The following is a 25831-nucleotide window of genomic DNA, read 5'->3' as shown; positions in this document are numbered from 1 at the left end:
CTGACGTGGGCGCTTTCCCTTGCCCGGCGGCTGCGCTAGGCGGCGATGACGTCCCTAGCCGCAGGACTGAGCATGCCGATCGTCACCCTCCTCGCCGCCCCGGCGCGCGCCGATCTGACCCAGGGCATCCTCGACATCGCGTTGCGCGGCATGGACGGGACGGATGCGCACTGGCTGGCCACGGGCCTCGCAGCCGAGTTTGCCGCGCCGTCAGGGGACGCCTTTCACGCGACATGGGCCACGCTTCATGGCGACGGCTTTGATCTCGCGATCCAGCCGGAGGGTGCGCGGCGAAAGGCGCTGCTTTTGGCGGACATGGATTCGACCATGATCTCGCAGGAATGCATTGACGAGCTGGCCGATTTCGCCGGCGTCGGCGGCCGCGTCGCGGCGATCACCACCCGCGCGATGAATGGCGAGCTGGACTTCGAGGAGGCGCTGATCGAGCGTGTCGGCCTGCTGAGCGGGCTGCCCGAAGCCGCAATCGCCGAGGTTTTGGCCACGCGCATCACCCTGGCCGCTGGCGGGGCAGCGCTGGTCGCGACGATGCGCGCGCACGGTGCCTATGCGGCGCTCGTCTCGGGCGGGTTCACCGACTTCACCGCGCCGGTCGCCAAGGCCCTCGGCTTTGACGAGGACCGGGCGAACACGCTGCTCGCCTCGGACGGGGTGTTGCTGGGGCAGGTCGGCATGCCGATCCTCGGCCGCGAGGCCAAGGTCGAGGCGCTGCACCAGATCGCCGCCGCGCGCGGGCTGACCCCAGCCGATGCCATCGCGGTCGGCGACGGTGCTAACGATCTGCCGATGCTGTTGGCCGCCGGGACCGGCGTCGCGCTGCACGCAAAGCCGACCGTGGCGGCGCAGGCCCCGATCCGGCTGGATCATGCCGACCTGACCGGTCTTCTGTATCTGCAGGGTTATCACCGGGACGAATTCGCGGCATGACCCTCGACCCCCAGATCCTCGCGGCCCTGATCGCGGCGGCCGTTGCGGCCGGGTTTGTCGACGCCATCGCCGGCGGCGGCGGGTTGATCACCGTTCCGGCGCTGCTGCTGGCCGGCGTGCCGCCGACGCAGGCGCTGGCGACCAACAAGGTGCAGGGCGTGTTCGGCGCCGCGACCGCCGCGATCAGTTATGCCCGCAGCGGCCACGTCGATCCGCGCCGCCAGATCGTCGCTGCCGCACTGGCCTTTGCCGCGGGGCTCGGCGGCGCGCTGGCCGTCAGCGCGATCCCGACACAGGCGCTGCGCTACGCGCTACCAGTCGTGCTGGTTGGCATCGCGCTGTTCTTTGCCCTCAAGCCCGGGCTTGGCGACCTCGACCGGACCGAGCGCCTGCGCCCGGCGGCGTTCACCGCGCTGATCGTGCCGCTCATCGCCTTTTACGACGGGCTGCTCGGCCCCGGCGCGGGGGCGTTTTACATGATCGCCTTCGTCACGCTGGCCGGGCACGGCATCCTGCGGGCGACGGCGCATACAAAGCTGCTGAACTTTGCCTCGAACGCGGGCGGCCTGACCGGCTTTGCTCTGACTGGGCATCCGCTTTGGCTGCTCGGGCTGGCGATGGCCGCCGGGCAGGTCATGGGCGCGGCACTGGGCGCGCGACTGGCGGTGCGGATCGGCGCACGCCTGATCAAGCCGCTTCTTGTCGTCACCTCCAGCTGCCTCGCGCTGAAGCTGATCTGGGACCTGCTCTAAAGCGGCACCCCGCCCGCGTCCTTGACCGACTTCAGCACGATCTCGCTGCGGACCTGGGCGATCTGCGGATGCGGCAGCAAGTGCTGGTGAATAAAGGCGGCGAGTGCGTCGACATCCTCGACCACGAGTTCCAGCACGTAATCCGCATCGCCCGACACCGAATGTGCGCCGCGCACCTGCGGCAGGCTGCCGACAAAGGTGGCGAAGTCGCCGTCGCTCTGCTTGCCATGGCTGCGCAGATTGACGCGGGTAAAGGCGCGGATGCCAAAGCCCAGCGCGCGCGGGGCGAGCCGGGCGTGATAGCCTGTGATCGCCCCCGCCCGTTCCAGCGCCAGACGCCGGCGCGAGCATTGCGAGGGGGACAGATGCACCAGCTCGGACAATTGGGCGTTCGTCAACGCGCCGTCCCGCTGCAATGCGGACAGAATTGCACGATCATAGCTGTCGAGGGTGATCTCGCTCATACAACTCCCATTACACGCGCAATTCGTGCATATCCTGCCCGTCTATGAACCAGAACGCAAAGCCTGTGCGCGCATCCTGCGGCACAATGCCCCATCATTTTTGGGGGGCCGCACTATGGGACCGTTTCCGCACGACGCACCGAAAGCCACGATCAGCGAGATCAATCCCGCTGGCACAGATGGCTTTGAATTTGTCGAATTCGCCCACCCCGAACCGGAAAAGCTGGATGCCCTCTTTCGCGCCATGGGTTTCGTGCCGGTGGCGCGTCACAAGCGCATGGCCGTCACCCTGTATCGCCAGGGCGGGATCAACTACCTGCTGAACGCCGAGCCGGGCAGCCACGCCAGCCGCTTCATCGCCGACCACGGCCCCTGCGCCCCCGCGATGGGTTGGCGCGTCGTCGATGCCGCCCATGCCCTGCGGCGTGCTGTCGATCTGGGCGCCATCGAATACACCGGCCCCAGCAAGGTGCTGGATGCGCCGGCAGTAATCGGCATCGGCGGCAGCTTGCTCTATTTCATCGAGAAATATGACGACGCCGGCAGCGCCTGGGGCGATGATTACGACTGGCTGGGCGAGGCTGATCCCCGGCCCGAGGGTGCTGGGTTCTATTACATCGACCACCTGACGCACAACGTCGTGCGCGGCAACATGGACACCTGGTACAAGTTCTACCACGACACGTTCAACTTCCGCGAAATTCGCTACTTCGACATCAAGGGCAAGCAGACCGGCCTGTTCTCCCGGGCGCTGACTTCTCCCGACGGCAAGATCCGCATCCCGATCAACGAAAGCGCGGACGACAAAAGCCAGATCGCGGAGTACCTGCGTGAATACAACGGCGAGGGCATCCAGCACATCGCGGTGGCGACGAACGACATCTATGCCTCGACCGACCTCATCGCGGCCCAGGGGGTCGAGTTCATGCCCGCCCCGCCCGCGACCTATTACGAAATGTCGCACCGCCGCGTGAAAGACCACACCGAGCCGATGGACCGGATGATGCGCAATGGCATCCTGATCGACGGCGAGGGCGTGGTGGGCGGCGGGGTCACCCGCATCCTGCTTCAGGTGTTCAGCAAGACCGTCATCGGGCCGATCTTCTTCGAGTTCATCCAGCGCAAGGGCGACGATGGCTTTGGCGAGGGCAACTTTCGTGCCCTGTTCGAATCCATCGAAGAGGACCAGGTGCGCCGCGGCGTGCTCGCGACCGACGCGCCCGCGGCGTAAGGTCAGCCCGGCGAATGAGATGGCAGCATGAGTTGGCGTGACTGGCCTCGCGCGCCCGCGGCGGGAACCATCCTCTGCCCGCTGGCCGCGGTTGCGCCCACGGCCAGCCTCGATCTGGACGGCTTCCCGGTGCTGCTGGTGCAAGGGGCGGGCGGCCTTGCGGGCTATGTGAACGCCTGCCCCCACCAATACCTGCCGTTGGATTTTCACGGCCCCAACGTGCTGTCCGAGGACGGCGCGCGCCTTATCTGTAGCGCCCATCAGGCATGCTTCGACGCGCGCGATGGCGCCCTGATCTGCGGGCCGGCCGACGACGGACTGGAGGCGCTGCCCCTGGCGCTGATCGACGGCATGGTCGTCATCGGCCCCGATTAAGCGGGCCCCTTCATTTCATCTGGATCGCCACGACGGCGCGCTGCAAGGTGCCTTGACCTCAGGGAAGGGAACCGGATGAAACGCCTCCTCGCGCTGACCACCTGCGCCACGCTGACCGCCACACCGACGCTGGCCGAAAAGCCCTACCGCCATGCCGAGGAGAAGATCGGCACGGTCGAGCAGATCTATGACGGCGATCTGCTGCCCGACGACGCTGTCGCAACCTTTCGCAACATCGACCGGCTGTTTCCGACCCGCACCGTTCCAGCCTCGGACAAGCCTTTTCCGCTCGAGCCTTCCGCGCTGAAGCTCGGACCGCTGGACCTTACCATCAAGGACATCGAGTACGACCTCGACGACGTGATCGCGCTGAACAGCGTCACGGGCCTGCTGGTCCTCAAGGACGGCAAGGTCGTGACTGAGATCTATCAGCGTGGGAATGGCCCGGACACGCGCTGGATGTCGATGTCGCTGGCGAAATCCATCACCTCGACGCTGATCGGCGCGGCGATCCGCGATGGCGCGATCAAGGGCGAGGATGCCTTGGTGACCGACTACGTCCCGGCGCTGAAGGGCAGCGCCTATGACGGCGTCACGGTCGGGCAGATCCTGACCATGACCTCGGGCGTCAAGTGGGACGAGACCTATACCGATCCGGCGTCCGACCGCCGCCACCTGCTGGCCGCGCAGATCGCGCAGGAGCCGGGCGGTCTGATGAAGGTCATGGCCGCCCTGCCCCGCGCGTCCGAGCCGGGGACGGCCCACACCTATTCCACCGGCGAAACCCAAGTCGCGGGCGAGATCGTGATCGGCGCGACCGGCAAGCCGCTGGCCGACTATCTGGCCGAAAAGATCTGGCAGCCTTACGGCATGGAAGCTGACGCGAAATGGTGGCTCGATAGCCCGGACGGGCACGAGATCGGCGGCAGCGGCCTCTCTGCCACGTTGCGCGATTTCGCCCGTTTCGGGCAGTTCTTCCTCGACGGAGGAAAGGCCGGCGGCGCCTCCGTCCTGCCCGACGGCTGGACCGAGCGCGCCGGCCTGCCCATCACCCTGAAAGGCGGCGCGACCGAAGAATACGGCATGATGTGGTGGCCCGCCTGGACCGACCAGTCCAAGGCCCACAAGGCCTATGCCGCGGTCGGAATCCAGGGCCAGAACATCTATATCGACCCCGCCGAGCACGTGGTGATTGCCCTGATCGCCGCCCAGCCTCAGCCCCTCAACATGGAGCCGGTCGATCCGATGGCATTTTTCGATGCCATCGTGAACGCCATCGGCAAGGAGTGAGGTCGGGGGCGTCAGCCCCCTCCACGCTAAACGCGCCTGCCGCCTAGCGGCAGGCCGCGATGTCAGATCGGAAAACCGGGCGACAGGCGCAGCCCGCCCGTCTCGCGGCCGCGCCAGTTGCGCTGCGGACCGGTCAGCAATTCCGAAACCACGGGATGCTCGGCCTCCAGCGCCCCAAGATGTACCAGCAGGGCGGTAATCGCCGCCTCTGCGGCGCGGGTGCCCCCATCCTCGATCTTCAGCGCGATCCCCAGACCCATTTCAGGCAGGATCGCGATGAACACAGCCTCGGCCCCGGTCTTGACCGCGACCCGCCCGCCCATGGCGCGCATCAGGTTGGTGCAGGCACGACCCTCGCCCGCGACCAGTTCCGGGTGGGTCACCATCGCCTGAGTCAGCCGCGTCATGGCCGCGCCGCGCGCGTCGGAGTCGGGGGTCGCGAAGCTGGCCATGGCATGGGCGAGGCCCTGCAGCGGCACCGCGAAATTGGGGGCCGAGCAGCCGTCGATCCCCCAGCCCGCGATCTCGGAAGCGCAAACCTCGGCGGTGGCCTGCCGGATAGCTTGCTGGATCGGATGGTCCATCTCGACATATTCGCTGCCGGCTCCGAGATGACGATTCAGCGTCAGAAAACCCGCGTGCTTGCCAGAGCAGTTGTTATGCAACTGGCAGGGTGCCTCCTCCGAGCAGGTCAGCCGGCGCGCCTCGTCCGGATCGCGCGGCATATGGCTGCCGCAGCGCAGGTCTGCCTCGCCCAGCCCCAGCCCCTCCAGCCAGGTGCCAACCCGGCCGACATGCATCGCTGCGCCATTATGGCTGGCGCAGGTCAACGCCAATTGCTCGGTGCCAAGATTTGCAGCATCGGCCGCACCGCTTTCAATCAGCGGCAGCGCCTGGATCATCTTGCAGGACGAGCGCGGAAAGATAATCGCTGCCGGATCGCCCCAGGCTTCCACGATACCATTGCGATCGGCAATCACCGCATGGCCGCGATGCACCCCCTCGCGCAGATCGCCACGCCACAATTCGATCAATTCCGCTGCGGACATCTGTCCTCCCTTCACGCTGGTGCTGACAAATGCGCGATTTTCAGCCGCTGGCCCTTTCTTCAGGGCTCACATCCGTTATCCTGTCGGCAAGTGACCGAAAAGGCCACATCCGACGACAGTGATACAGGAGGCTGAGCAGCCATGACTTCCCCCATTCTCCGCACGGTCCTCGCCGCTGCGCTCGCCTCGGCCGCCATGGCGGGGGGCGTTGCGGCGCAGGAATCCTCGAATGTGATTGGGACTTCGGGTGACTGGACCGCGTTTCAGGGCGACAAGCCCAAAGAATGCTGGGCCGTCTCGCCGCCGAAAAAGACCGTCAACACGCGCGACGGCAAACCCGTCGAGGTCGAGCGCGGCGACATCCGTCTCTATATCGCGTACCGTCCCGGCCAGGCCGGCGAGGTCAGCTTTGGCGGGGGCTACCCGTTCGCCTCGGGCTCGACCGTCAGCGTCGTGGTGGGCGACAATACCTTCAAGCTGTTCACCGAGGGCGAGAGCGCCTGGACCGGATCCCCGGATGACGACGCCAAGGTGATTGCCGCCCTGCGCGCGGGCGCCGATGCCGTCGTGACGGGCAAGTCCGGCCGCGGCACGACGACGGTCGACACCTTTTCGCTGAAGGGCATCACCGACGCGACCAACAAGGCCAAGGCAGCCTGCGCCGGCTGATCCAAGGTTGATTTCAGGGGCGGTCGGCACTAGTTAGCGTGTTTTCCGGCAGGCCGCGCCATGATTCCGACTGTTCCGATCACCCAGGATGTGCTGACCCTGCCGCGCAAGTCCGCGGCGGGCGGGCTCGTGAACATCATCGGCCTGACGCGCCCGCAACTGCTTGAGGCGTTGATCGCCGCTGGCACGCCCGAAAAGCAGGCCAAGATGCGCCTCGGGCAGGTCTGGCAGTGGGTCTATCACTGGGGCGTGCGCGATTTCGCCGCCATGACCAACCTCGCCAAGGACTACCGCGCCCTGCTGGCCGCGCATTTCACGATCGAACTGCCCGAGGTCGTAACCCGGCAGGTCAGCGAGGACGGCACCCGCAAGTACCTGCTGCGGATCGCCGGCGGCCACGAGGTCGAGACCGTCTATATCCCCGAGGAGAATCGCGGCACGCTTTGCGTGTCGTCGCAGGTCGGCTGCACGCTGACCTGTTCCTTCTGCCACACCGGTACGCAAAAGCTGGTGCGCAACTTGACCGCCGGCGAGATCGTCGGCCAGTTGATGGTCGCGCGCGACGATCTGGACGAATGGCCGGTGCCGGGCGCGCCCAAGGACGAGACACGGCTGGTGAGCAACCTGGTCCTGATGGGCATGGGGGAGCCGCTGTATAATTTCGAGGGCGTGCGCGACGCCATGACGGTAGTGATGGACGGCGAAGGGCTGACCCTCTCGCGCCGGCGCATCACGCTGTCGACCTCGGGCGTCGTGCCCGAGATCGCGCGCACGGCCGAGCAGATCGGCTGCCTGCTGGCCGTCAGCTTTCACGCCACCACCGACGAGGTGCGCGACCGGTTGGTGCCGATCAACAAGCGCTGGAACATCCAGGCGCTGCTGGCGGCGCTGCGGGATTATCCGCGCCTGTCCAACAGCGAGCGCATCACCTTTGAATACGTGATGCTGGACGGCGTGAATGACAGCGACGAGGACGCCCACCGGCTGGTCAGACTGATCCGCGGCATCCCGGCCAAGATCAACCTGATCCCCTTCAACGAATGGCCCGGCGCCCCCTATCGCCGCTCGACCCCGAGCGGATCCGCGCCTTTGCCGACATCATCTACAAGGCGGGCTACGCCAGCCCGATCCGCAAACCGCGCGGCGAGGACATCATGGCCGCCTGCGGCCAGCTGAAATCGGAAACCGAGCGCGGGCGCAAATCCCGCGCCCAGATCGCGGCCGAGATCGCCGCGCCCTGACGGGGCGACGCAAACGCTCCATCACACTGCATCGATGAATTTCGGGGGTCCAAAGCAGAAGGCCCCCGACCTTCTCACGCATTCATTGCCTTGGCATTATCTTCCGCCCAGGCCGCCTTTTCCGCCGGGCGATCCGTGCAACGCTTGATCCAATCTCGCACGCGCGGTTGCTCGGGCTCGATCTTGGCAAAGAGGAACAGGCCAGAGATCAACAGGTCCGCCGCTGACATCCGCTCGCCCAGCAGCCATGGACCATCCGCCAGCGCCGCGTCGATATGGGCCACGGCATCTTCAAAGCTGCGCATCTGATAGCGCAGCACCTCGTTGTCGATTCCGGCCCATTTCAGCATCATCAGGGGCTCGATCACGCCTTGATAGTGAAACAGCCACGACAGGTATGTGCCGCGCTTGGGCTCGCCTGGCAGCGGTCCCATCCCCGCTTCCGGGAAGCGGTCGGTCAGGTACAGCATGACCGCCGCCCGCTCATAGACCAAATCGTCGCCGTCCTGCAGGCAGGGCACCTTGCCATCGGGATGCGGGTTGGCGGGGTCGGGCCCGCCGCTGCCGTCCTGACGCCGTATCGTCACCTCGCGGATGTCGATCTTGTCCTCGATTCCCATCTCCTTGATCAGGGCCAGGATCGATGTCGAGCGCGAATTCGGCGCGTGAAAGAAAGTCAGCATCGTTGCCTCCGTTGAAAGCTGATGGCAAAGATTAACCGCCCGCTGCTGACAGATTGCGACAGGATGGCCCGCACAGACCGCCTCATGCGCCTGATGGATGTGCTGCGCCGCGCGCCGGCGCCAGTAACGGCCGCGAAGCTGGCGGCCGAGACGGACGTCTCGCTGCGCCAGCTCTATCGCGACATCGCAACCCTGCGGGCTGGCGGCGCGCTGATCGATGGCGAAGCCGGCGTCGGCTATCGCTTGACCGAAGACAGCGCCCTGCCGCCGCAAAGTTTCTCACGGCTAGAAATCGAGGCGCTTCTGCTGGCGGTCGGCGAGTTGCGGCAGATGGGCGATCCCGCGCTGGAGGAGGCCGGGCGCAACGCCCTTGCCCGGATCGTCGCGACCCTGCCCGAACGCCAGAGCCAGCAGGCGCTGCACGCCGTGCTGCGCAGCTTTCGCAGCGCCCCCGTCCGTCCGGACGAGCGCACGCCACCGGCCGGCCACCTGTCCCTGATCCGTCAGTGCTGCTGGGACGAGGCGAGCCTGAACATCAGCTACACTGACCTGCAGGGCGCCAGCACCAGCCGCGAGGTGCTTCCGCTGGGCATCAGCTATTCGGACAACAACCTGATGCTGCTGGCCTTTTGCCAGATGCGCCAGGACTATAGGACTTTTCACATCAGCCGCATCACGGCGCTGAGCCGAGGCAATGCCAGCTTTCGGCCGCAGCGGGTTCCCCTGCTGCGCGCCTATGTCGAGGAGCGTCGGGCGCGTCGGGGTCAGGCAGCCAGCGGAGTGAATATTGCCGTGGTCGGGTCCCCCGAATAGCGCGCGGTCAGCGCCGGCGCGCGCTCGGCCAGATCGCAGATCGCGTCCAGGATCGCATCGACCTCCTGGTCCGGGGCGAGCCAGCACAGGTTCAGGCGCACGAACCCGGGCTTTTCCAGTTCGGCCCCCGAAAGGATCGCCGCGCGCATGCTGGCCGCGGCGGCGGCATCGGCGCCCAGCAGCTTGAGGACGTAGGGTCCGGCGCAGGCACAGCCGCCCCGCGCCTGCACGCCATAGAGGTCGGACAGCATCCGGGTCGCGAGTTGCTGGTGAATGAAGCTGCCCTGCCCGTCGCGAACGCGGAAGCTGAGGATCGGCAGGCGCGGCACGTCGCGGTCGTCGAGCATGACGATGCGGGGGTGACCGGCCAGCCTGGCGCGCGCCTTGGCCAACCCGGCCTGCTGCCGGGCGTCGATGACGTCCTGGCCGACCGCCTCCTTGACGATCAGCGCAAGCGCCGCGCGGATATCGCCGATGACATTGGGGGTGCCGCCCTCCTCGCGCGCTTCGAGGTTCTGGGAATAGTCATGCCCTTCGGACGACACGAAGCGCACGGTCCCGCCGCCGGGCAGCGTCGGGCGGGTCGCCTGGGTCGCATCGCGGCGGATGATCAGCAGGCCCGATGCACCCGGGCCGCCCACGAACTTGTGCGGCGAGATCACCACCGCATCCATGCCCGCGCCCATGTCCAGCGCCATATAGGGCGCGCCGCCGGCAAAATCCCAGACGACGCGGGCGCCGGCGGCCTTGGCGCGCGCGGTGATGCCCGCCACATCGCTGGTGATGCCCGTCACGTTGGAGGCCGCCGAGAGCGCCACAACCTTGGGTCCCTCCTTGGCCAGCGCCCGATCAAGGGCGGCGAGGCACGGTCCGCTGCCGTCCTCCGCCTCGGGCAGGGCGATCACTTCCGCGCCGCTTTCGCGCCAAGGCAGGATGTTGCTGTGATGCTCGTAGGGGCCGATGATGACGGTCGTGCCGGGCCCGACATTGAGCAGATGCACCAGCCGGTTGATGCCGGCCGTCGCGCCGCTGCCGGTAAAGATGACGGCATGCTCGGGGCCAGCGCCGGTGATGCGCGCAATTTCGGCCCGGGCGCTGCGGCGCAGGCGCGTCATGGTGCCACCGCAATGGCTCGCCTCGGTATGGCTATTGGCATACCAGGGCAGCACCTCCTCCATCACAAAGCGCTCGACCGCGCCCAAGGGCCGGCCCGAGGCGACGTAGTCCGCGTAGATCAGTGGGCGGGGACCGAAGGGGCCGTCGATGGTGCGGCCATGACCGATCAGATCGGCGTGCAGGTCGGCCAGCGAGGTGGCTTTGATCTGGTCGCGGAATCGGGCGAGGGACATGGCTTTTCCTTCCGAACTTGTTGGCCGGAGAATGATTGGATACAGGTGCAAAATCATCTTCGAACTCTGCAGAGTTTAGGTATTTATTCGTTCATATGAACTGTTTTATGCGAGTATATTAGATATTTCTTTTACCGAGAGTTGGCCGTCCATCCCTCTTCAACCCGACTCCTCCCATCCCGCCGCGCTCGCGAATGTCGTGCCCCGTCGCCACGATGAACCGCACCGCCCGCGCGGCGTTGGTGCGCATGCAGGCCGACCAGATCCTTTACCCAACCGATGCCGGCCTTTACTGCGCGCCCGGTGACTTTTTCATCGATCCGGTGCGCCCGGTGCCGCGGGCGCTGATCACCCATGGACATGGCGACCACGCGCGCGCGGGCCATGGCGCGGTGCTCGCAACGCGCCAGACGCTGGACATCATGGCGATCCGCTATGGCGAGGATTTCACCTCGGCCCGGCAGATCGCCGACGGGCCTCTGCGCGTGGGCGAGACGACGGTCAGTTTTCATCCGGCCGGCCATGTTCTTGGCAGCGCGCAGATCGCCGTCCACCCCGACCAGGGCCCGCGCTTTACCGTCTCGGGTGATTACTGTCGCATGCCAAACCCCGTCTGCCTGCCGTGGGAGCCGGTGCCCTGCGACATATTCGTCACCGAGGCGACCTTTGGCCTGCCGGTGTTTCGCCACCCCGACCCGCTGGCCGAGACGCGCAAGCTGCTGGCCAGCATGGCCGAATTTCCGGATCGCGCGCATCTCGTCGGCGCCTACGCCCTCGGCAAGGCGCAGCGCGTGATCGCCCTGCTGCGGCAAGCTGGCTATGACGCGCCTATCCACTTGCACGGCGCGGCCCAGCGGCTGACCGACTATCATGTCGCCCAAGGGGTGCCGCTGGGCGATCTGCGCCCCGCGACCCAGCCGAAAGAGATCGAGGGCCAGGTGGTGATCGCCCCGCCCTCGGCCTTTGCCAGCCCTTGGGTGCAGCGCTTCCGCGACCCGGTCATCGGCTTTGCCAGCGGCTGGATGGCGGTGCGCGCCCGCGCCCGCCAGCGCGGGACCGAGCTGCCGCTTGTCATCAGCGATCACGTCGATTGGCCGCAACTGACCCAGACCTTACAGGAGTTGCGTCCCGACGAGGCCTGGGTCACCCATGGCCGCGAAGAGGCGCTGGTACGCTGGTGCGAGTTGAACCAGATCAGCGCCCGCCCGCTGCGTCTGGTCGGTTACGAGGACGAGGCCGAGGAATGAAAGCCTTTGCCAACCTGCTGGAACGGCTGGCCTTTACGCCTGCGCGCAATGCCAAGCTGCAGATTCTGCGGCATTACTTGGAGCGTACGCCGAATCCGGACAGGGGCTGGGCGCTGGCCGCCCTGACCGGCGAGTTGAAGCTGCGGACGGTCACGCCGTCGCTTCTGCGCGGGCTTGTAGTCGAGCGGTTCGACCCCGAGTTGTTCGCCCTCAGCTATGACTTCGTCGGCGATCTGGCCGAGACGATTGCGCTGCTCTGGCCGGACCCGGAGGAGGCCGTTGACGTGCCGCTGTCCGCCGCGGTCGAACTGCTGCAGACCACCGGGAAAGCCAGCCTGCCGAAGGCGATTGCCGGGATGCTGGACCGCCTCGGCGCCTCCGAGCGACTGGCCTTTCTGAAGCTCGCCACCGGCGCCATGCGGATCGGCCTGTCGGCACGCATGGCACGCATCGCGCTGGCCGAGATGGGCGGTCCCCCCGTCGAGGACATCGAGGAGTTGTGGCACGGCCTCGCGCCGCCCTACCTCAACCTCTTCGCCTGGATCGAGGGTGGGCCGCGCCCCGCCAGCGCCGCCCTCGCCCCGTTCCGTCCGGTGATGCTGTCCACCCCGATCGATCTGGAGGAACTGGCGCCCCTCGACCCGGCAGAGCATGTCGCGGAATGGAAATGGGACGGCATCCGGGTTCAGGCCGTCAGCGATGGCGGGGTGCGCCGCCTTTACTCGCGCACCGGCGAGGATATCTCGGGCGCCTTTCCCGATGTGATCGACGCGATGAACTTCGACGGCGCTGCAGATGGCGAGTTGATCGTGCGGCGCGAGGGCCAGGTCGCCAGCTTCAACGACCTGCAACAGCGGCTGAACCGCAAGACGGTCAGCAAGGCGCATCTGGGCACCCACCCGGCCGGCCTGCGGGTCTATGACCTGCTGATCTGGCACGGCCGCGATCTGCGCCCCCTGCCCCTGACCGAACGCCGCGAGGTGCTGGAGGGCGCGGATTTCGGCAGCGACCGGATCGACATCTCGCCCCTGCTGGATTTTGCGACCTGGGAAGATCTGGCCGCCTTGCGTGCCGACCCGCCCGAAGCGGTCATCGAAGGCGTGATGATCAAGCGCCGCGATTCGACCTATGTCGGCGGCCGGCCGCGCGGGCCGTGGTTCAAGTGGAAGCGCGATCCGATGACGGTCGATGCGGTTCTGCTCTATGCCCAGCGTGGTCATGGCAAGCGCTCGGGCTTTTACAGCGACTTCACCTTTGGCCTGTGGGACGGCGAGGATCTGGTGCCGGTCGGCAAGGCATATTTCGGCTTCACCGACGAGGAGCTGCGCGAGCTTGACCGGTTCGTGCGCGGCAACACGGTCGAGAGGTTCGGGCCCGTCCGGTCGGTCGCGCCGAAATTGGTCCTAGAGGTCGCATTCGAGGGGGTGAACCGCAGCGCCCGCCACCGGAGCGGGGTAGCCATGCGCTTTCCCCGCATCAGCCGCATCCGCTGGGACAAGCCGGCACTTGAAGCCGACCATCTGCCGACGCTCGAGGCGTTGATCGACGACGCTGGCGCCGCACGCACCGTGCCGCGCAAACCCAGTCGCCGCCGCAAGCAGTCCGCCGAGGACGACCCCGCGTGAAACTGCCGCCCGATTTCCAGGACTGGTTTGCCGCCCGAGGGTGGGAGCCGCACCCGCACCAGCTGATGCTGTTGGAGGCGACGGGAGATACGCTGCTGATCGCCCCGACCGGGGGCGGAAAGACCCTTGCCGGGTTCCTGCCTTCGCTGATCGAGTTGAAGGATGGCTGGCAGGGGCTGCACACCCTTTACGTCTCGCCGCTGAAGGCGCTGACGGCCGATATCCGCCGCAACCTGGAACGTCCGGTGACTGAGTTGGGCCTGCCGATCCGGGTCGAGGACCGCACCGGGGACACCAAGTCCAGCGCTCGCCAGCGCCAGCGCACCGACCCGCCGCAGATTCTTCTGACCACGCCCGAATCGCTGGCACTGATGCTGTCCTACCCCGAGGCGCCGCAGATCTTTGGCAACCTGCGCCGGGTGGTGCTGGACGAGTTGCACGCCATCGCGGAGAACAAGCGCGGCGATCAGTTGATGTTGGGCCTCTCGCGGCTGCGCGGCCTGGCGCCCGACGTGCAGGTCACCGGTCTTTCGGCCACGGTCGAGGACCCGGCCGCCCTGGCCCGCTTCATGGGTGGCGCCGAGGTGCTGCTGGCCGACCCCGGCCCGGACCCGGATATCGAGATGCTGCCGACCGCGCGCCCTGCCCCTTGGGCTGGCGGCAATGGCCATTACTCGGTCCCGGAGGTCATGGCCCAGATCGCTTCTGCCAACACGACCATCGTCTTCATCAACACCCGGGCGCAGGCCGAGCTGTATTTCCAGGCTCTCTGGGCCGCGAACGAGGAAAACCTGCCAATCGGCCTGCACCACGGCAGCCTGGCGCGCGAGGCCCGCGAGCGGGTCGAGGCAGCGATGGCGGCGGGCGAGCTGCGCGCCGTGGTCGCGACCGGCAGCCTTGATCTGGGCATCGACTGGGGCGCGGTCGATCTGGTGATTCAGGTCGGCGCGCCCAAGAACGTCAAGAGGCTGGTCCAGCGCATCGGCCGCGCCAACCACCGCTACAATGCGCCCTCCAAGGCGCGGATCGTGCCGGCCAACCGCTTTGAGGTGATCGAATGCGTCGCCGCGCTGGAGGCGGTGCGCGAGCACGATCTCGACGGCGGCGACCGCGGCCCGGGCCCCTTGGACGTTTTGTGCCAGCATATCCTGCTGACCGCCTGCGCCGGACCGTTCGATGCCGATGCCCTTTATACCGAGGTGAAGCAGGGCGCCGGTCCCTATGCGGACCTCAGCCGCACCGATTTTGACGACTGCGTGCAGTTCTGCGCCACGGGTGGTTACGCCCTGCGCGCCTATGACCGCTGGCAGCGGCTGAAGCAGACCAAAGACGGGTTGTGGCATCTGCGCGATCCCCGCGCCGCGCGTGATCTGCGCATGAACATTGGCACCATCGTCGCGGACGAGTTGATGAAGGTCCGCCTGAAGGGCCGCCATGGCACCCCCTTGGGCGAGGTCGAAGAGGGCTTTGCTGCGACCCTCGTGCCCGGCGACACCTTCCTGATCGGCGGCAAGACCGTGCGCTACGAGGGGCTGCGCGAGTTGACGCTCGAGGTGCTGCCGAATCCCCACAAGGAGCCGCGCATCGCGACCTACAACGGGCTGAAGCTGGCCACCTCGACCGAACTGTCGCATCGCGTGCTGTCGCTGATCGGCGATCAGGACCAGTGGGCCGGCCTGCCACCCGACACACGCGACTGGCTGGCGCTGCAGGCGCAGCAATCCGCGCTGCCGACCCCCGGCACGCTGCTGTCGGAATCATTTCGCTACGACGGGCGCTGGCACTTTGCGCTCTACGGTTTTGCCGGACGCAATGCGCTGCAGACGCTGGGTCTGCTGATGTCCCGTCAGATGGAGGAAGCGGGTCTCGGCCCCTTGGGGTTTCTCTCGACCGACTACGCCCTGCTGATCTGGTCGCTGGAGCCTGTGACCGACACCGCCCCGCTGCTGGACCGCGAGGGGCTGCGCGCCGGCCTTGGCGACTGGCTGCAGGGCAATTCCGTGATGAAGCGGACTTTTCGCAACGTCGCCGTGGTTTCCGGGCTGATCCACCGCAACATGCCGGGTGCGCGCCGGACCGGAAAGCAGGCCACGTTTTCGTCCGACATCCTCTATGACACCCTGCGCCGGTACGATCCCGATCACCTGCTGCTGCGCATCACGGCCATCGAGGCAGGGCGCGGCCTTGTCGACTTTGGACGGATCGAGGAGATGCTGGACCGCAGCCCGCGCCTTGACCATCGCATGCTGGACCGCGTATCCCCGCTGGCCGCGCCCCTGATGCTGGAAATGGGCCGAGTGCGGATCGACGGCCAGGCGCGCCTGCGCCTGGCAGAGGAGGAGGCGGCAGAGATGATGGCGCAGGCGGGATTGGACCTCTCGGGCACGACAGCCGATATCGCTGATGCCGCCGGCTTCGGCGATGGCGCGGGCCGCGCTGCGACCGGCCAGCGGCCGCGCAAGGCGACCACGGGGACGGGTGACATGCCACCGCGCTTTGCCCCGCGCCCTGCAAAGGTGCCGCGCGCCCGATGACGGCGCAGTCCTTCCGCTGGCATGGCCTCGCGCTGCAGGCGCGCTGCGCCGGGTCCTTGTGGTGGCCCGAGGGCCGCTGGCTGATCGTCGCCGACCTGCACCTCGGAAAATCCGAGCGCATGGCCCGCCGGGGCGGCGCCCTGCTGCCGCCCTACGAGGGGCTGGCGACGCTGGAACGCTTGCGCGCCGAGATCGAGGCGACCGATCCCGCGGTGGTGATCAGCCCTGGGGACGGGTTTGATGACGATGCCGCGGCGGGTGACCTCGACGTCACGCATTGCGCGATCCTGCACGATCTTGCCCGGGGGCGAGAGTGGATCTGGCTGGCGGGAAACCACGATCCCGGCGCCGCCCCCTGCGATCACCTGCCGGGCCGGATGGCAGTACAGGCGCGGCTCGGCCCTGCGGTGCTGCGCCACGAGGCGGTCCTGGGCGATGGGCCCGACATCTCAGGGCACTACCATCCCGCGGTGCGCATCGCCGGCCGGCGGGCGCGGGCCTTCCTGATCGGCGCGGACCACCTGATCCTGCCGGCCTTTGGTGCCTATACCGGCGGACTGGATGCCCAGCAACCGCGGCTGGCGGCGCTAACCGCGGGCGGGATCGCTATCGCCTGCCTGCATCGCGCGATCGCACTGCCCTTACAAACCCGCGCCGCTGGGTGAAGCGGCGATTGCTATCGCGCCGAGGACTGGGCGTGGCACGATCCAGCCGTACATAATGAAAAGGGCCGCCCCGAAGGGCGGCCCTATTTGTCATCAGGTCGATCTCAGAACTTGAAGTTCAGGCCGACTTTGACGTTGGTGTAGGACGGCGAGGCGGTGGTGGTGATGCCGGGAACCAGTTCCACTTTTTCCTTGTCGAACTGGTTGCGCTCGATCTCGCCGATCACCGACATGCGCTCGTTGATCTGCCGCTCGACGCCGATACCGAAGACATAGCCGTTGGCGGTGTAATCGTCGTTATAGTCGCCGTACTTGTACTCGTACTTGCCGTTGGCAACACCAGCGATGCCGTAGACAAGCATGTTCGGCTGGACTTCATAGCCGGTCTTCAGCTTCAGAGCAGCCTTGCTCTTCAGCTTCGACTCGACTTTCACACCGCTCGCGGTAGTGAAGCTGTCGTCGACCGAACCGCCCTCGAACGAGAGTTCCGGGCCGAACACCCAGCGGTCACGCTGCCAGCGATAGCCGACATGCACGCCGCCGTTGACTCCGCGGATTTTGGTGTCGCCGATTTCAGGGTCGATCAGCTGGCCGTTCTCGGTCAGGCCGATGCGGTCCTTTTCGCCAGTGGCATAGCCCAAGGTGGCACCAACATAGGCACCCTGCCAGTTGCCAACCTGCGTCTCGACAACCGGCGCAACCGTAACCGGGGGCTCGACGACCGCGGGGGTGTAACCACCAGCGTTCGCGGCTTGGGCGCCGACCAGACCAGCAGCCGCGAGGGCGAGCGAGGAAATCATGCTCTTCATGTCGAAATCATCCTTACCAAGTAGTCCGGACCCCGCTTGACGCAGCGGTCGCGGCTTGCCGTCGCGGTACCCGCGGCGTTCTCTGCGCCTTATTAACGCAAGTTAACGCAGATTGGACCCCCTATCCGGGCCGGCGAGGTAAAGTTTCTTTGAGGTTGGCAGAAAAGAAACAGGTACCCTCAACCCGGGGTGGATTTCCTCAGGTATCGAGGTGCTCGACGTTGAGCGCATTGGCTTGGATAAACTCGCGCCGCGGCTCGACCACGTCGCCCATCAGCTTGGTGAAGATGTCATCAGCTTCGGCGAGATCGTCGATCTTGACCTGCAGCAGGGTCCGCGCCTCCGGGTCGAGCGTGGTTTCCCACAACTGCTCGGGATTCATCTCGCCCAGCCCCTTGTAGCGCTGCAGGCTGAGGCCCTTTTCTCCCTCGATGAACACCGTTTGCAGCAGGCTCAGCGGCCCATGGACAGGTGTCTCGCGGTCCTTGCGGATCAGTCGCGCGGGCTGGCTGTAGATTTCCTGCAAGCCGGGCGTCAGGGCACCGAGTCGGCGGCTCTCGCCGCTGCGCAGCATCGGGCCGTCCAGCAAGCGCGCCTCCTCGACGCCGCGCATAAGGCGGGTCAGGCGAATGCCGCCATCCTGAGTCGGACGGCCGGTCCAACCGCGCTCGAACTCGGCCGCGATCAGGTCCAGCCGGGCGGCGACGGCATCCGCCGCGCCCTGAGCATTGGCCTCGACTTGGCCGGGGGCCAGCGCGCCAGCGATTGCCGCCTGCTCGGTGATATGCCGCGGGTAGTGAGTCGGATAGGCGCGCAGCACCCGGCGCACCACCCGAGCCTCCTCGACCACCCGCTTGAGATCGGCGCCCGTCAGGACCTGGCCATCGCCCAATCGCAGCGCGGCGCCCTCGATGCCCTGCTCGACCAGGTAATCCTCGAACGCACTCTCGTCCTTCAGGTAAACTTCCGACCGGCCGCGCTGCACCTTATAGAGGGGCGGTTGAGCGATATAGAGGTGCCCGGCCTCGATCAGTTCGGGCATCTGGCGGAAGAAGAACGTCAAAAGCAGCGTGCGGATATGCGCGCCGTCGACGTCAGCATCCGTCATGATGATGATCTTGTGGTAGCGCAGCTTGTCGAGGTTGAACTCGGTGCGGCCGATGCCGGTGCCCAGCGCCGTGATCAGCGTGCCCACTGTCTCGCTGGACAACATCCGGTCAAACCGCGCCCGCTCGACGTTGAGGATCTTGCCACGCAATGGCAGCACCGCCTGGTTCTTGCGCGAACGACCCTGCTTGGCACTACCGCCCGCGCTGTCGCCCTCGACGATGAACAACTCGGCCAGGGCCGGGTCCTTTTCCTGGCAGTCGGCCAGCTTGCCCGGCAGGCTGGCGACGTCCATGGCCGTCTTGCGGCGCGTCAGTTCGCGCGCCTTCCGCGCAGCCTCGCGCGCCAGCGCAGCCTCGACGATCTTGCCGAGGATCGCCTTGGCCTCGAGGGGATGTTCCTCGAACCATTCGGACAGTTTTTCGGTAACCAGATTCTCGACCGCCGGCCGGACCTCGCTGCTGACGAGCTTGTCCTTGGTCTGGCTAGAGAATTTCGGGTCAGGCACCTTCACCGACAACACGCAGGTCAGCCCCTCGCGTGCGTCATCGCCGGTGAAATCCACCTTCTCACGCTTGGCGATGCCGCTGGTCTGGGCATAGGCGTTGATCACGCGGGTCAGCGCCCCGCGAAAGCCGGCCAAGTGTGTTCCGCCATCGCGCTGCGGGATGTTGTTCGTGAAGGGCAGCACCGTCTCGTGGTAGCTGTCGTTCCACCACATCGCGACTTCGACACCGATGCCGCCTTTTTCGCCGGTGATATAGATCGGGTCGGGCATGACCGGGGTCTTGCTGCGGTCGAGATAGCGCACGAATTCGCGCACGCCGCCTTCGTAGAACAGTTCGATATGGACCGGCTCGGCCGGGCGGTCATCCTCGAGGATGATGCGCACGCCGCTGTTCAGAAAGGCCAACTCGCGCAGGCGGTTTTCCAGCGTCTTGACCACGTAATCGAGGTTCGAGAACGTACCCTCCTCGCTGGTCTGCCGCGATGAGGCCAGGAAGCGGACCTCGGTGCCGGTCTCGTCCCCGGCATCGCCGACGACGCGAAGCGGCTCGACTGTTTCGCCATGCTCGAAGCGGACGAAATGCTCCTTGCCATCGCGCCAGATCCGCAGCTCCAGCCAGTCGGACAGCGCATTTACGACCGAGACGCCCACCCCGTGCAGGCCGCCCGAGACCTTGTAGCTGTTCTGGTCAAATTTCCCGCCGGCATGCAGCTGGGTCATGATGACCTCGGCCGCGCTCACGCCCTCGGATTTGTGGACGGCGGTCGGAATTCCGCGGCCGTTGTCGCGGACGCTGACGCTGCTGTCGGCGTTGATCTTGACGTGGACGTAGTCAGCATGACCGCCCAGCGCCTCGTCGATGCCGTTGTCCACGACCTCATACACCATATGGTGCAGGCCGCTGCCGTCGTCGGTGTCGCCGATATACATGCCAGGCCGCTTTCGGACGGCCTCCAGTCCCTTGAGAACCTTGATGGAATCGGCGCCGTACTCAGCCGGCTGGGGGGTCGCTGCGCTCATGCGTTCTTGGTCCTGACCTTGACCTATATGTTATAGGGGTGCGGGCGGGGAATGTCACGGTAAAGGCGGGAAATTCGGGGGGTTGGGCTCATTCGACGCGGGCGCGGCTGGCGCCCTCCAGCTTCTCCACCTCGACCATCGCGGCTCGCCCCTCCAGCGCCTCGAACAGCTCGCGCCCGGTGCCGGTCAGCAGGCTCTGCGCCGGCAGCGCGCAGATGCGCGCGTGCAGCGCCGCGCGCCGTCCAGCATCCAGATGTGCAGCCACCTCGTCGAGCAGCAGGACCACAGTCTCGCCGGCCAACGCGCGCGCATTGGCGAGGATCAGCGACAGCAGCAGCGCCTTCTGCTCGCCGGTCGAGGCCAGCGCAGCCGGCATGTCCTGCGGTCCCCAGACGGCGCCCAGATCGGCGCGATGCGGGCCGATCAGCGTGCGTCCGGCGGCGAGATCGCGACGCCGGCCATCCGCCAACCTTATCGCCAGAGCCTGGGGGTCGGGATCATTGGCAAAGCCTTCACCCGGCAGCAGGGACAGCACGGCGGCGGGGAAATCCTGGGGATCGCCTGCCTCCTGCGCGCCTGCGATCCGGGACAGTGCGGCCAGGCGGTTGGCGGTCACCGTCGCTCCCGCCTCGGCCATCTGCGCCTCCAGCGCACGATACCAGCCGGGGTCGCCCACCTCGTCCCGCAGCAGCCGGTTTCGCTCACGCATGGCCTTGTCATAGGTCAGCGCAGCCTCGGCGTGCCCCGGCTCGAAGCTGAGGGTCAGGCGGTCGAGGAACCGCCGCCGCCCCTCCGGTGCATCGGTCCACAGCCGGTCCATGGCAGGCACCAGCCAGATGATCCGCGCAAGGCTGCCCAGCGTCGATTGCGGAGCCGCCTTCTCGTCGATCATCACGCCTCGCGGCTCGCCGGGCGCAGCGCCGGTTTCAACCATCCGCCCGCCCATTTCCGCGCGGACACGCCAGCCCGCGCCAACGCCTTGCCGCGCCTGATCGCCCGGCGTTGCCCCTCGAAGCCCGCGTCCTGGCGAGAGCATGGACACCGCCTCGAGGATATTGGTCTTGCCCGAGCCATTCGCGCCAAAGATCGCGACCGGCCGGCCGTCCAGCGGCAGATCCAGCCGCGGCCAGGACCGGAACTGCGCCAGCGTCAGCCGCGACAGGCTCACACGCGCATCGGCATCACGACATAGACCGCGGACATGTCTCCGCCTTCGCGGATCAGCGCGGCATCGCCAGGGCCGTTGAACAGGAAAACCGCGTTCTCGTGGTCGACCTGATCGGCAATTTCCTTGAGGTATTTCGCGTTGAAGCCGATCTCCAGGGCGCCGGCGTCATAGGCGACCGGAAGCTCTTCCTGGGCGGCGCCAGCGTCGGGCGCCGTGACCGACAGCACGAGGCGATCCTCGTCAAGTGCCAGCTTGACCGCGCGCGAACGCTCGGACGACACGGTCGCGACGCGGTCCACGGCGCGGGCAAAATCGCTGGCATCAACCTCCAGTCGGCGGGTGTTGCCCGAGGGGATGACGCGCGCGTAATCGGGGAAGGTGCCGTCGATGACCTTGCTGGTCAGCGTCACGGCCGGGGTCGCAAAGCGGACCTTGGTCTCGCTGACCGAGACGGCGATCGGGCTGTCCTCGGGCACCTGTCCCAGGAGCCGCAGCAGTTCGGCGACCGTCTTGCGCGGCACGATCACGCCCGGCATGTCGCCGGCGTTGTCCGGCAGCGGGCCGTCGATCCGCGCCAACCGGTGCCCGTCGGTCGCGACGCAGCGCAGGCCGGGCCCGTCATCGCCCTGCGCGACATGCATGTAGACGCCGTTCAGGTAATAGCGCGTCTCTTCGTTGCTGACAGCGAACTGCGATTTGTCGAAAAGCCGCTTCAACGCGCCCGCATTGCAGCTGAAATTGGCCGCGTATTCGGACGAGGCCATGACGGGAAAATCTTCGCGCGGCAGGGTCGCGAGGCTGAAGGTCGTGCGCCCCGCCTCGACCGTGAGGCGGCCGGTCGTCGGCTCCAGCGTCAGCCCCACCAGCGCCCCGTCGGGCAGCTTGCGTGCGATCTCGTTCAGCATGACCGCGTTGACCGTGGTCGCGCCGGCGCGTTCCACCTGGGCCGGGACGCGGTCGACGATCTCGGTATCCAGATCGGTCGCGCGGAAGGTGACGTCGCTGCCCTCGGCCTCGATCAGCACGTTGCCGAGGATCGGAATGGTGTTGCGGCGCTCGACCACCGACTGCGCCTGGGCCACGGCCTTTACCAACACCGCACGTTCGATCGAGACTTTCATTGCCCGTCCCCTAATCCGGCCCATCCGGGGCCTTGCCCGAGGCATTGTTCTAGCGGCGGTTTTTCCGCCTCACAAGTTTGTCAGTGCTTATGCTTCCAGAAGCCTGCGCAGCAACTCGACGTCCTCGGCGATCTGGCGGTCGTCGGACTTGAGTTCCTCGATCTTCCGCACGCCGTGCATGATCGTGGTGTGATCGCGCCCGCCGAAGCGGCGCCCGATCTCGGGGAGCGAGCGTGCGGTCAGTTGCTTGGCCAGATACATCGCCACCTGGCGCGGACGGGCAACGGTCCGTACCCGCTTTGGACCGACCAGATCGGCAAGGCGGATGTTGTAATGCTCGGCCACCTTGCGCTGGATTTCCTCGATCGTCAGCTTGCGATCGGACGAGCGCAGGATGTCGCCAAGGCAGCTTTGCGTCAGATCGAGCGTGATCTTGCAGCCCAACAGGCTCGCATGGGCCAGTAGGCGCTGCAGTGCGCCTTCCAACACGCGCACGTTGCTGGTGATGCGGCGGGCTAGAAACTCCAGCACCTCGGGCGCGATCTCCAGGTTCGGATACATCACCCGGAAGGCCTCGGTCTTGGCCTGCAGGATGCCGAGGCGCAGCTCGTAATCCGTCGGGTGCAGATCGACGATCAGTCCGCAGGACAGGCGCGACTTGATCCGCTCCTCAAGATCCTTGATCTCGCCCGGCGCGCGGTCGGCGCTGATGATGATCTGTTTGCCCTGATCAACCAGGGCGTTGAACGTATGAAAGAACTCTTCCTGGGTGCTGTCCTTGCCGGCGATGAACTGCACGTCGTCGACCATCAGCACACTGACGGTGCGAAACAGTTCCTTGAAGTCCATAATGGTGCGCTCGCGCAGGGCCTGCACGAAGCGGTACATGAACTGCTCGGCCGACAGATAAAGCACCCGCGCCTCCGGGTGGCTGGCCTGATATTCGCGCGCGATGGCATGCATAAGGTGCGTCTTGCCGAGACCGACGCCGCCATACAGAAATAGCGGGTTGAAGGTCACCGGCCCGCCCTCGGCCACGCGCCGCGCAGCGGCATGGGCCAGCTCGTTGGGTTTGCCGACGATGAAATTGTTGAAGGTGAAGCGGTTGTCCAACGGCGCCGCGAGGTCGTCCTCGCCCCGCAAGACCGCCGGCGACGCCGGCGCATCAGCCTCGGCCGCCGGGGCCTCGGGCGCAGTCGCGACCTTGGGGCTGCCGGCCGGCTGCACCTCGAATGTCACCCGCTCGACGGCCTGTCCCGCACGGGCCAATTCGGTGCGGATCGTGTCACTGTAATGACGTGAAACCCAGTTAGACATAAAGCGGGTGGGCGTCGCAAAACCGGCCTCGGAATCGTCCAGACGGGTCAGCCGCAGCGGCTCGATCCAGGTGGTGTAGTTATTCGCGCCAACGCTTTTTTGCAGTTCGGCGCGCGCCTGACCCCAAATGTCTTGCAGCATGTCGTCCGTCATCCGTTCATGTCCCCAACCCCCGCCGGAACGATCGGCGAGACGCGCTTTCCCCGCCACGGGCCAGAACGACAGCACCCGCCACCCCGCACCGGGCAGGCCCGGATGCCGGGCGGTCAAAGGACCGGCCCTTCTGGAACGACATCGAAACTGCAGAATCGGTGGCAGCCGATCTTGCCCGTCTCACGCACCGGCGGTGTCCGCCTTTATGCGTCGCGGCCGATCGAGAGCTTTGCCCGATTCCGACCACATGTCCCCGCGACGTGAATCGCCCTTGGACGTTACGAGGACGGGGCGCCCACCCGCAACCGATCTTCGCGCTTGACAGACCCCCGCGCCAATCGAATCTGCGCGCCCGCGGAATTGCGCCACACCCCGTTCACGAACACGGTTAAACAGGCGTTTGCGGCATCACGGCCCAGTCCGGACAAGGGAAAAGGGCGCCGCCCGAAGGTGCGCCCTTGCGTAACCGCTTGGATGGCTTCGACCCCCCGCAGGCGGTCGGTCAGCCTTATGCAGCTTTGGTCGACAGCGCCTTCACGCGGGCTGCCAGACGCGAGATCTTGCGCGAGGCCGTGTTCTTGTGAACCACACCCTTGGTCACGCCGCGCATCAGTTCGGGCTGGGCAGCCTGCAGGGCGGTTTTGGCGACGTCGGCGTCACCACCGGCCAGCGCGACCTCGACCTTTTTCAGAAAGGTCCGAATCCGCGAACGGCGAGCCTTGTTGATGGCGGTGCGGCGCTCGGTCTGGCGCGCGCGCTTCTTGGACTGGGGCGTGTTGGCCATGTCTGAACGTAATCCGGTTTGATCGGGGAGCTAATTTGAAGCCGCGCTTCTATGCGGGCTGCCGGGCCGAGTCAAGCATGCTCTAGCGGTCGCGGAACTGCGGCTCGCGCTTGGCCAGAAACGCGGCCATGCCCTCTTTCTGGTCCTCGGTCGCGAAGAGGGCGTGAAAGGCCCGACGCTCGAACAGCAGGCCTTCGCGCAGGCTGGTTTCCTGGGCGCGGTTCACGCATTCCTTCACGGTCCGCGCCGCAATTGCAGACTTGGCCGCGATCTTGCGCGCGGCGCCCCGTGCCTCGGTCATCAGGTCGGCCGCCGGGACGACCCGGCTGACGAGGCCCGACCGCTCGGCTTCGGCCGCGTCCATGAACCGGCCGGTCAGGTTCATATCCATCGCCTTGGCCTTGCCGACCGCGCGGGTCAGGCGTTGCGTGCCGCCGATTCCCGCGACGACGCCGAGGTTGATCTCGGGCTGCCCGAACTTGGCGGTGTCGGCGCAGATGATAAAGTCGCAAGCCATCGCCAACTCGCAGCCGCCACCCAGCGCGTAGCCGGCGACCGCCGCGATGATCGGCTTGCGCACCCGGCCGATGGCATCGGTGTCATTGGTGAACAGGTCCGTCAGATAGACGTCGGCATAGGTCTTTTCCGCCATCTCGCGGATGTCGGCCCCGGCTGCAAAGGCCTTGTCGCTGCCGGTCAGGATGATGCACCGCACCTCGGGATCGGCGTCGAGCGCCTGCAGCGCCGCCGACAACTCACCCAGCAACACTCCGTTCAAGGCGTTCAGCGCCTCGGGGCGGTTGAGGCGCACGGTCGCGATGTGATCCTCGGTCTCGACGATGATGGTCTCGAAGGCCATGGCCGGCTCCTTCTCGGGCGTCAGTTGCGCAGCCCCGCTATCAGACCGGGGCA

At 66.6% G+C, this 25831-nt stretch carries 22 protein-coding genes and 1 pseudogene; 12 read left to right on the top strand and 11 right to left on the bottom strand.

The window, feature by feature from the left end; all coding sequences use genetic code 11:
• Nucleotides 1-72 precede the first annotated feature (72 nt).
• Nucleotides 73-945 (top strand): phosphoserine phosphatase SerB, encoded by an 873-nt coding sequence (serB, locus tag DRW48_RS05485; RefSeq protein WP_114075526.1) that lies wholly within the window; start codon nt 73-75, stop codon nt 943-945.
• Entirely contained in the window at nt 942-1697 is a 756-nt protein-coding gene (locus DRW48_RS05480; protein WP_114075525.1) for a TSUP family transporter, read from the top strand. Before serB ends, DRW48_RS05480 begins: the two co-directional genes overlap by 4 nt.
• Here the strand turns inward: DRW48_RS05480 and DRW48_RS05475 are convergent.
• A complete protein-coding gene (locus DRW48_RS05475; protein ID WP_114075524.1) occupies nt 1694-2161 on the bottom strand; it encodes an Lrp/AsnC family transcriptional regulator in 468 nt (155 codons plus the stop codon). The two genes, DRW48_RS05480 and DRW48_RS05475, sit on opposite strands and share 4 nt — an antisense overlap.
• Nucleotides 2162-2276: 115 nt before the next feature.
• Here DRW48_RS05475 and hppD point away from each other — a divergent pair, with 115 nt between their 5' ends.
• The 3 genes from hppD to DRW48_RS05460 all read left to right on the top strand — a co-directional run bounded on the left by hppD (nt 2277) and on the right by DRW48_RS05460 (nt 5057).
• A complete protein-coding gene (hppD, locus tag DRW48_RS05470; protein ID WP_114075523.1) occupies nt 2277-3392 on the top strand; it encodes a 4-hydroxyphenylpyruvate dioxygenase in 1116 nt (371 codons plus the stop codon).
• 27 nt (nt 3393-3419) lie between these two features.
• Nucleotides 3420-3767 carry a Rieske (2Fe-2S) protein gene (locus DRW48_RS05465; protein WP_114075522.1) on the top strand — a complete coding sequence of 116 codons (348 nt, stop codon included), beginning with the start codon at nt 3420-3422 and terminating at the stop codon, nt 3765-3767.
• A 75-nt stretch (nt 3768-3842) separates the two neighbouring features.
• The gene (locus tag DRW48_RS05460; protein ID WP_114075521.1) at nt 3843-5057 is read left to right on the top strand and encodes a serine hydrolase domain-containing protein; all 1215 of its coding nucleotides are present in this window, start codon (nt 3843-3845) and stop codon (nt 5055-5057) included.
• Between the two features lie 62 nt (nt 5058-5119).
• On the opposite strand, the gene DRW48_RS05455 is transcribed toward DRW48_RS05460, so the two are convergent.
• Entirely contained in the window at nt 5120-6106 is a 987-nt protein-coding gene (locus tag DRW48_RS05455; RefSeq protein ID WP_114075520.1) for an asparaginase, read from the bottom strand.
• 141 nt (nt 6107-6247) lie between these two features.
• Between DRW48_RS05455 and DRW48_RS05450 the strand changes: the two genes are divergently transcribed.
• On the top strand, nt 6248-6775 hold the full coding sequence (locus DRW48_RS05450; RefSeq protein ID WP_114075519.1) for an invasion associated locus B family protein: 528 nt from the start codon (nt 6248-6250) through the stop codon (nt 6773-6775).
• Nucleotides 6776-6835: 60 nt separating this feature from the next.
• Nucleotides 6836-8016: pseudogene (gene rlmN, locus DRW48_RS05445) on the top strand (dual-specificity RNA methyltransferase RlmN).
• A 74-nt stretch (nt 8017-8090) separates the two neighbouring features.
• Here rlmN and DRW48_RS05440 read toward each other — a convergent pair.
• The gene (locus DRW48_RS05440; RefSeq protein ID WP_114075518.1) at nt 8091-8699 is read right to left on the bottom strand and encodes a glutathione S-transferase family protein; all 609 of its coding nucleotides are present in this window, start codon (nt 8697-8699) and stop codon (nt 8091-8093) included.
• A gap of 21 nt (nt 8700-8720) precedes the next feature.
• On the opposite strand from DRW48_RS05440, the gene DRW48_RS05435 reads away from it, so the two are divergent.
• Entirely contained in the window at nt 8721-9512 is a 792-nt protein-coding gene (locus DRW48_RS05435; RefSeq protein ID WP_338418433.1) for a helix-turn-helix transcriptional regulator, read from the top strand.
• On the opposite strand, the gene DRW48_RS05430 is transcribed toward DRW48_RS05435, so the two are convergent.
• Complete coding sequence (locus tag DRW48_RS05430) at nt 9464-10861, bottom strand: aminotransferase class V-fold PLP-dependent enzyme (RefSeq protein WP_114075517.1); 1398 nt, start codon at nt 10859-10861, stop codon at nt 9464-9466. The two genes, DRW48_RS05435 and DRW48_RS05430, sit on opposite strands and share 49 nt — an antisense overlap.
• 248 nt (nt 10862-11109) lie before the next feature.
• On the opposite strand from DRW48_RS05430, the gene DRW48_RS05425 reads away from it, so the two are divergent.
• The 4 genes from DRW48_RS05425 to pdeM are packed head-to-tail and all read left to right on the top strand — an operon-like array spanning nt 11110 to nt 16932.
• Nucleotides 11110-12108 carry a ligase-associated DNA damage response exonuclease gene (locus DRW48_RS05425; RefSeq protein ID WP_114077388.1) on the top strand — a complete coding sequence of 333 codons (999 nt, stop codon included), beginning with the start codon at nt 11110-11112 and terminating at the stop codon, nt 12106-12108.
• The gene (locus tag DRW48_RS05420) at nt 12105-13733 is read left to right on the top strand and encodes a cisplatin damage response ATP-dependent DNA ligase (protein ID WP_114075516.1); all 1629 of its coding nucleotides are present in this window, start codon (nt 12105-12107) and stop codon (nt 13731-13733) included. The genes DRW48_RS05425 and DRW48_RS05420 overlap by 4 nt, the downstream gene beginning before the upstream one ends.
• The gene (locus DRW48_RS05415) at nt 13730-16267 is read left to right on the top strand and encodes a ligase-associated DNA damage response DEXH box helicase (RefSeq protein WP_114075515.1); all 2538 of its coding nucleotides are present in this window, start codon (nt 13730-13732) and stop codon (nt 16265-16267) included. The genes DRW48_RS05420 and DRW48_RS05415 overlap by 4 nt, the downstream gene beginning before the upstream one ends.
• Nucleotides 16264-16932 carry a ligase-associated DNA damage response endonuclease PdeM gene (gene pdeM / locus DRW48_RS05410; protein WP_114075514.1) on the top strand — a complete coding sequence of 223 codons (669 nt, stop codon included), beginning with the start codon at nt 16264-16266 and terminating at the stop codon, nt 16930-16932. Before DRW48_RS05415 ends, pdeM begins: the two co-directional genes overlap by 4 nt.
• Before the next feature lie 104 nt (nt 16933-17036).
• Here pdeM and DRW48_RS05405 read toward each other — a convergent pair whose 3' ends face one another.
• The 7 genes from DRW48_RS05405 to DRW48_RS05375 form a co-directional block, all read right to left on the bottom strand.
• Nucleotides 17037-17741 (bottom strand): outer membrane protein, encoded by a 705-nt coding sequence (locus tag DRW48_RS05405; RefSeq protein WP_199286162.1) that lies wholly within the window; start codon nt 17739-17741, stop codon nt 17037-17039.
• A gap of 199 nt (nt 17742-17940) precedes the next feature.
• Nucleotides 17941-20376: a DNA topoisomerase (ATP-hydrolyzing) subunit B gene (gene gyrB / locus DRW48_RS05400; protein WP_114075513.1), complete on the bottom strand. Its 2436-nt coding sequence runs from the start codon at nt 20374-20376 to the stop codon at nt 17941-17943.
• Nucleotides 20377-20464: 88 nt separating this feature from the next.
• Nucleotides 20465-21544, bottom strand: a complete 1080-nt coding sequence (gene recF / locus DRW48_RS05395; protein WP_114075512.1) for a DNA replication/repair protein RecF — start codon at nt 21542-21544, stop codon at nt 20465-20467.
• Nucleotides 21541-22665 carry a DNA polymerase III subunit beta gene (gene dnaN, locus DRW48_RS05390; RefSeq protein WP_114075511.1) on the bottom strand — a complete coding sequence of 375 codons (1125 nt, stop codon included), beginning with the start codon at nt 22663-22665 and terminating at the stop codon, nt 21541-21543. Before dnaN ends, recF begins: the two co-directional genes overlap by 4 nt.
• Before the next feature lie 87 nt (nt 22666-22752).
• Nucleotides 22753-24123 (bottom strand): chromosomal replication initiator protein DnaA, encoded by a 1371-nt coding sequence (dnaA, locus tag DRW48_RS05385; protein WP_241963388.1) that lies wholly within the window; start codon nt 24121-24123, stop codon nt 22753-22755.
• Nucleotides 24124-24643: 520 nt separating this feature from the next.
• Complete coding sequence (gene rpsT, locus DRW48_RS05380; RefSeq protein WP_114075509.1) at nt 24644-24919, bottom strand: 30S ribosomal protein S20; 276 nt, start codon at nt 24917-24919, stop codon at nt 24644-24646.
• Between the two features lie 82 nt (nt 24920-25001).
• Nucleotides 25002-25778 (bottom strand): enoyl-CoA hydratase, encoded by a 777-nt coding sequence (locus DRW48_RS05375; RefSeq protein WP_114077386.1) that lies wholly within the window; start codon nt 25776-25778, stop codon nt 25002-25004.
• Between the last annotated feature and the right edge of the window lie 53 nt (nt 25779-25831).

The organism is Paracoccus suum (assembly GCF_003324675.1).
Classification (GTDB): domain Bacteria; phylum Pseudomonadota; class Alphaproteobacteria; order Rhodobacterales; family Rhodobacteraceae; genus Paracoccus; species Paracoccus suum.
The sequence above is the reverse complement of the archived record's forward strand: the minus strand, read 5'-3'. Positions and strand labels throughout refer to the sequence as shown.

Coding starts and splice junctions, on each gene's coding strand:
- DRW48_RS05440 (WP_114075518.1), bottom strand. CDS start 8,699: ATGCTGACTTTCTTTCACGCGCCGAATTCGCGCTCGACATCGATCCTG.
- DRW48_RS05430 (WP_114075517.1), bottom strand. CDS start 10,861: ATGTCCCTCGCCCGATTCCGCGACCAGATCAAAGCCACCTCGCTGGCC.
- DRW48_RS05425 (WP_114077388.1), top strand. CDS start 11,110: ATGCAGGCCGACCAGATCCTTTACCCAACCGATGCCGGCCTTTACTGC.
- rpsT (WP_114075509.1), bottom strand. CDS start 24,919: ATGGCCAACACGCCCCAGTCCAAGAAGCGCGCGCGCCAGACCGAGCGC.
- DRW48_RS05465 (WP_114075522.1), top strand. CDS start 3,420: ATGAGTTGGCGTGACTGGCCTCGCGCGCCCGCGGCGGGAACCATCCTC.
- DRW48_RS05405 (WP_199286162.1), bottom strand. CDS start 17,741: ATGAAGAGCATGATTTCCTCGCTCGCCCTCGCGGCTGCTGGTCTGGTC.
- DRW48_RS05450 (WP_114075519.1), top strand. CDS start 6,248: ATGACTTCCCCCATTCTCCGCACGGTCCTCGCCGCTGCGCTCGCCTCG.
- pdeM (WP_114075514.1), top strand. CDS start 16,264: ATGACGGCGCAGTCCTTCCGCTGGCATGGCCTCGCGCTGCAGGCGCGC.
- DRW48_RS05455 (WP_114075520.1), bottom strand. CDS start 6,106: ATGTCCGCAGCGGAATTGATCGAATTGTGGCGTGGCGATCTGCGCGAG.
- dnaA (WP_241963388.1), bottom strand. CDS start 24,123: ATGCTGCAAGACATTTGGGGTCAGGCGCGCGCCGAACTGCAAAAAAGC.
- DRW48_RS05420 (WP_114075516.1), top strand. CDS start 12,105: ATGAAAGCCTTTGCCAACCTGCTGGAACGGCTGGCCTTTACGCCTGCG.
- gyrB (WP_114075513.1), bottom strand. CDS start 20,376: ATGAGCGCAGCGACCCCCCAGCCGGCTGAGTACGGCGCCGATTCCATC.
- DRW48_RS05375 (WP_114077386.1), bottom strand. CDS start 25,778: ATGGCCTTCGAGACCATCATCGTCGAGACCGAGGATCACATCGCGACC.
- DRW48_RS05460 (WP_114075521.1), top strand. CDS start 3,843: ATGAAACGCCTCCTCGCGCTGACCACCTGCGCCACGCTGACCGCCACA.
- dnaN (WP_114075511.1), bottom strand. CDS start 22,665: ATGAAAGTCTCGATCGAACGTGCGGTGTTGGTAAAGGCCGTGGCCCAG.
- DRW48_RS05480 (WP_114075525.1), top strand. CDS start 942: ATGACCCTCGACCCCCAGATCCTCGCGGCCCTGATCGCGGCGGCCGTT.
- DRW48_RS05435 (WP_338418433.1), top strand. CDS start 8,721: ATGGCAAAGATTAACCGCCCGCTGCTGACAGATTGCGACAGGATGGCC.
- hppD (WP_114075523.1), top strand. CDS start 2,277: ATGGGACCGTTTCCGCACGACGCACCGAAAGCCACGATCAGCGAGATC.
- DRW48_RS05475 (WP_114075524.1), bottom strand. CDS start 2,161: ATGAGCGAGATCACCCTCGACAGCTATGATCGTGCAATTCTGTCCGCA.
- serB (WP_114075526.1), top strand. CDS start 73: ATGCCGATCGTCACCCTCCTCGCCGCCCCGGCGCGCGCCGATCTGACC.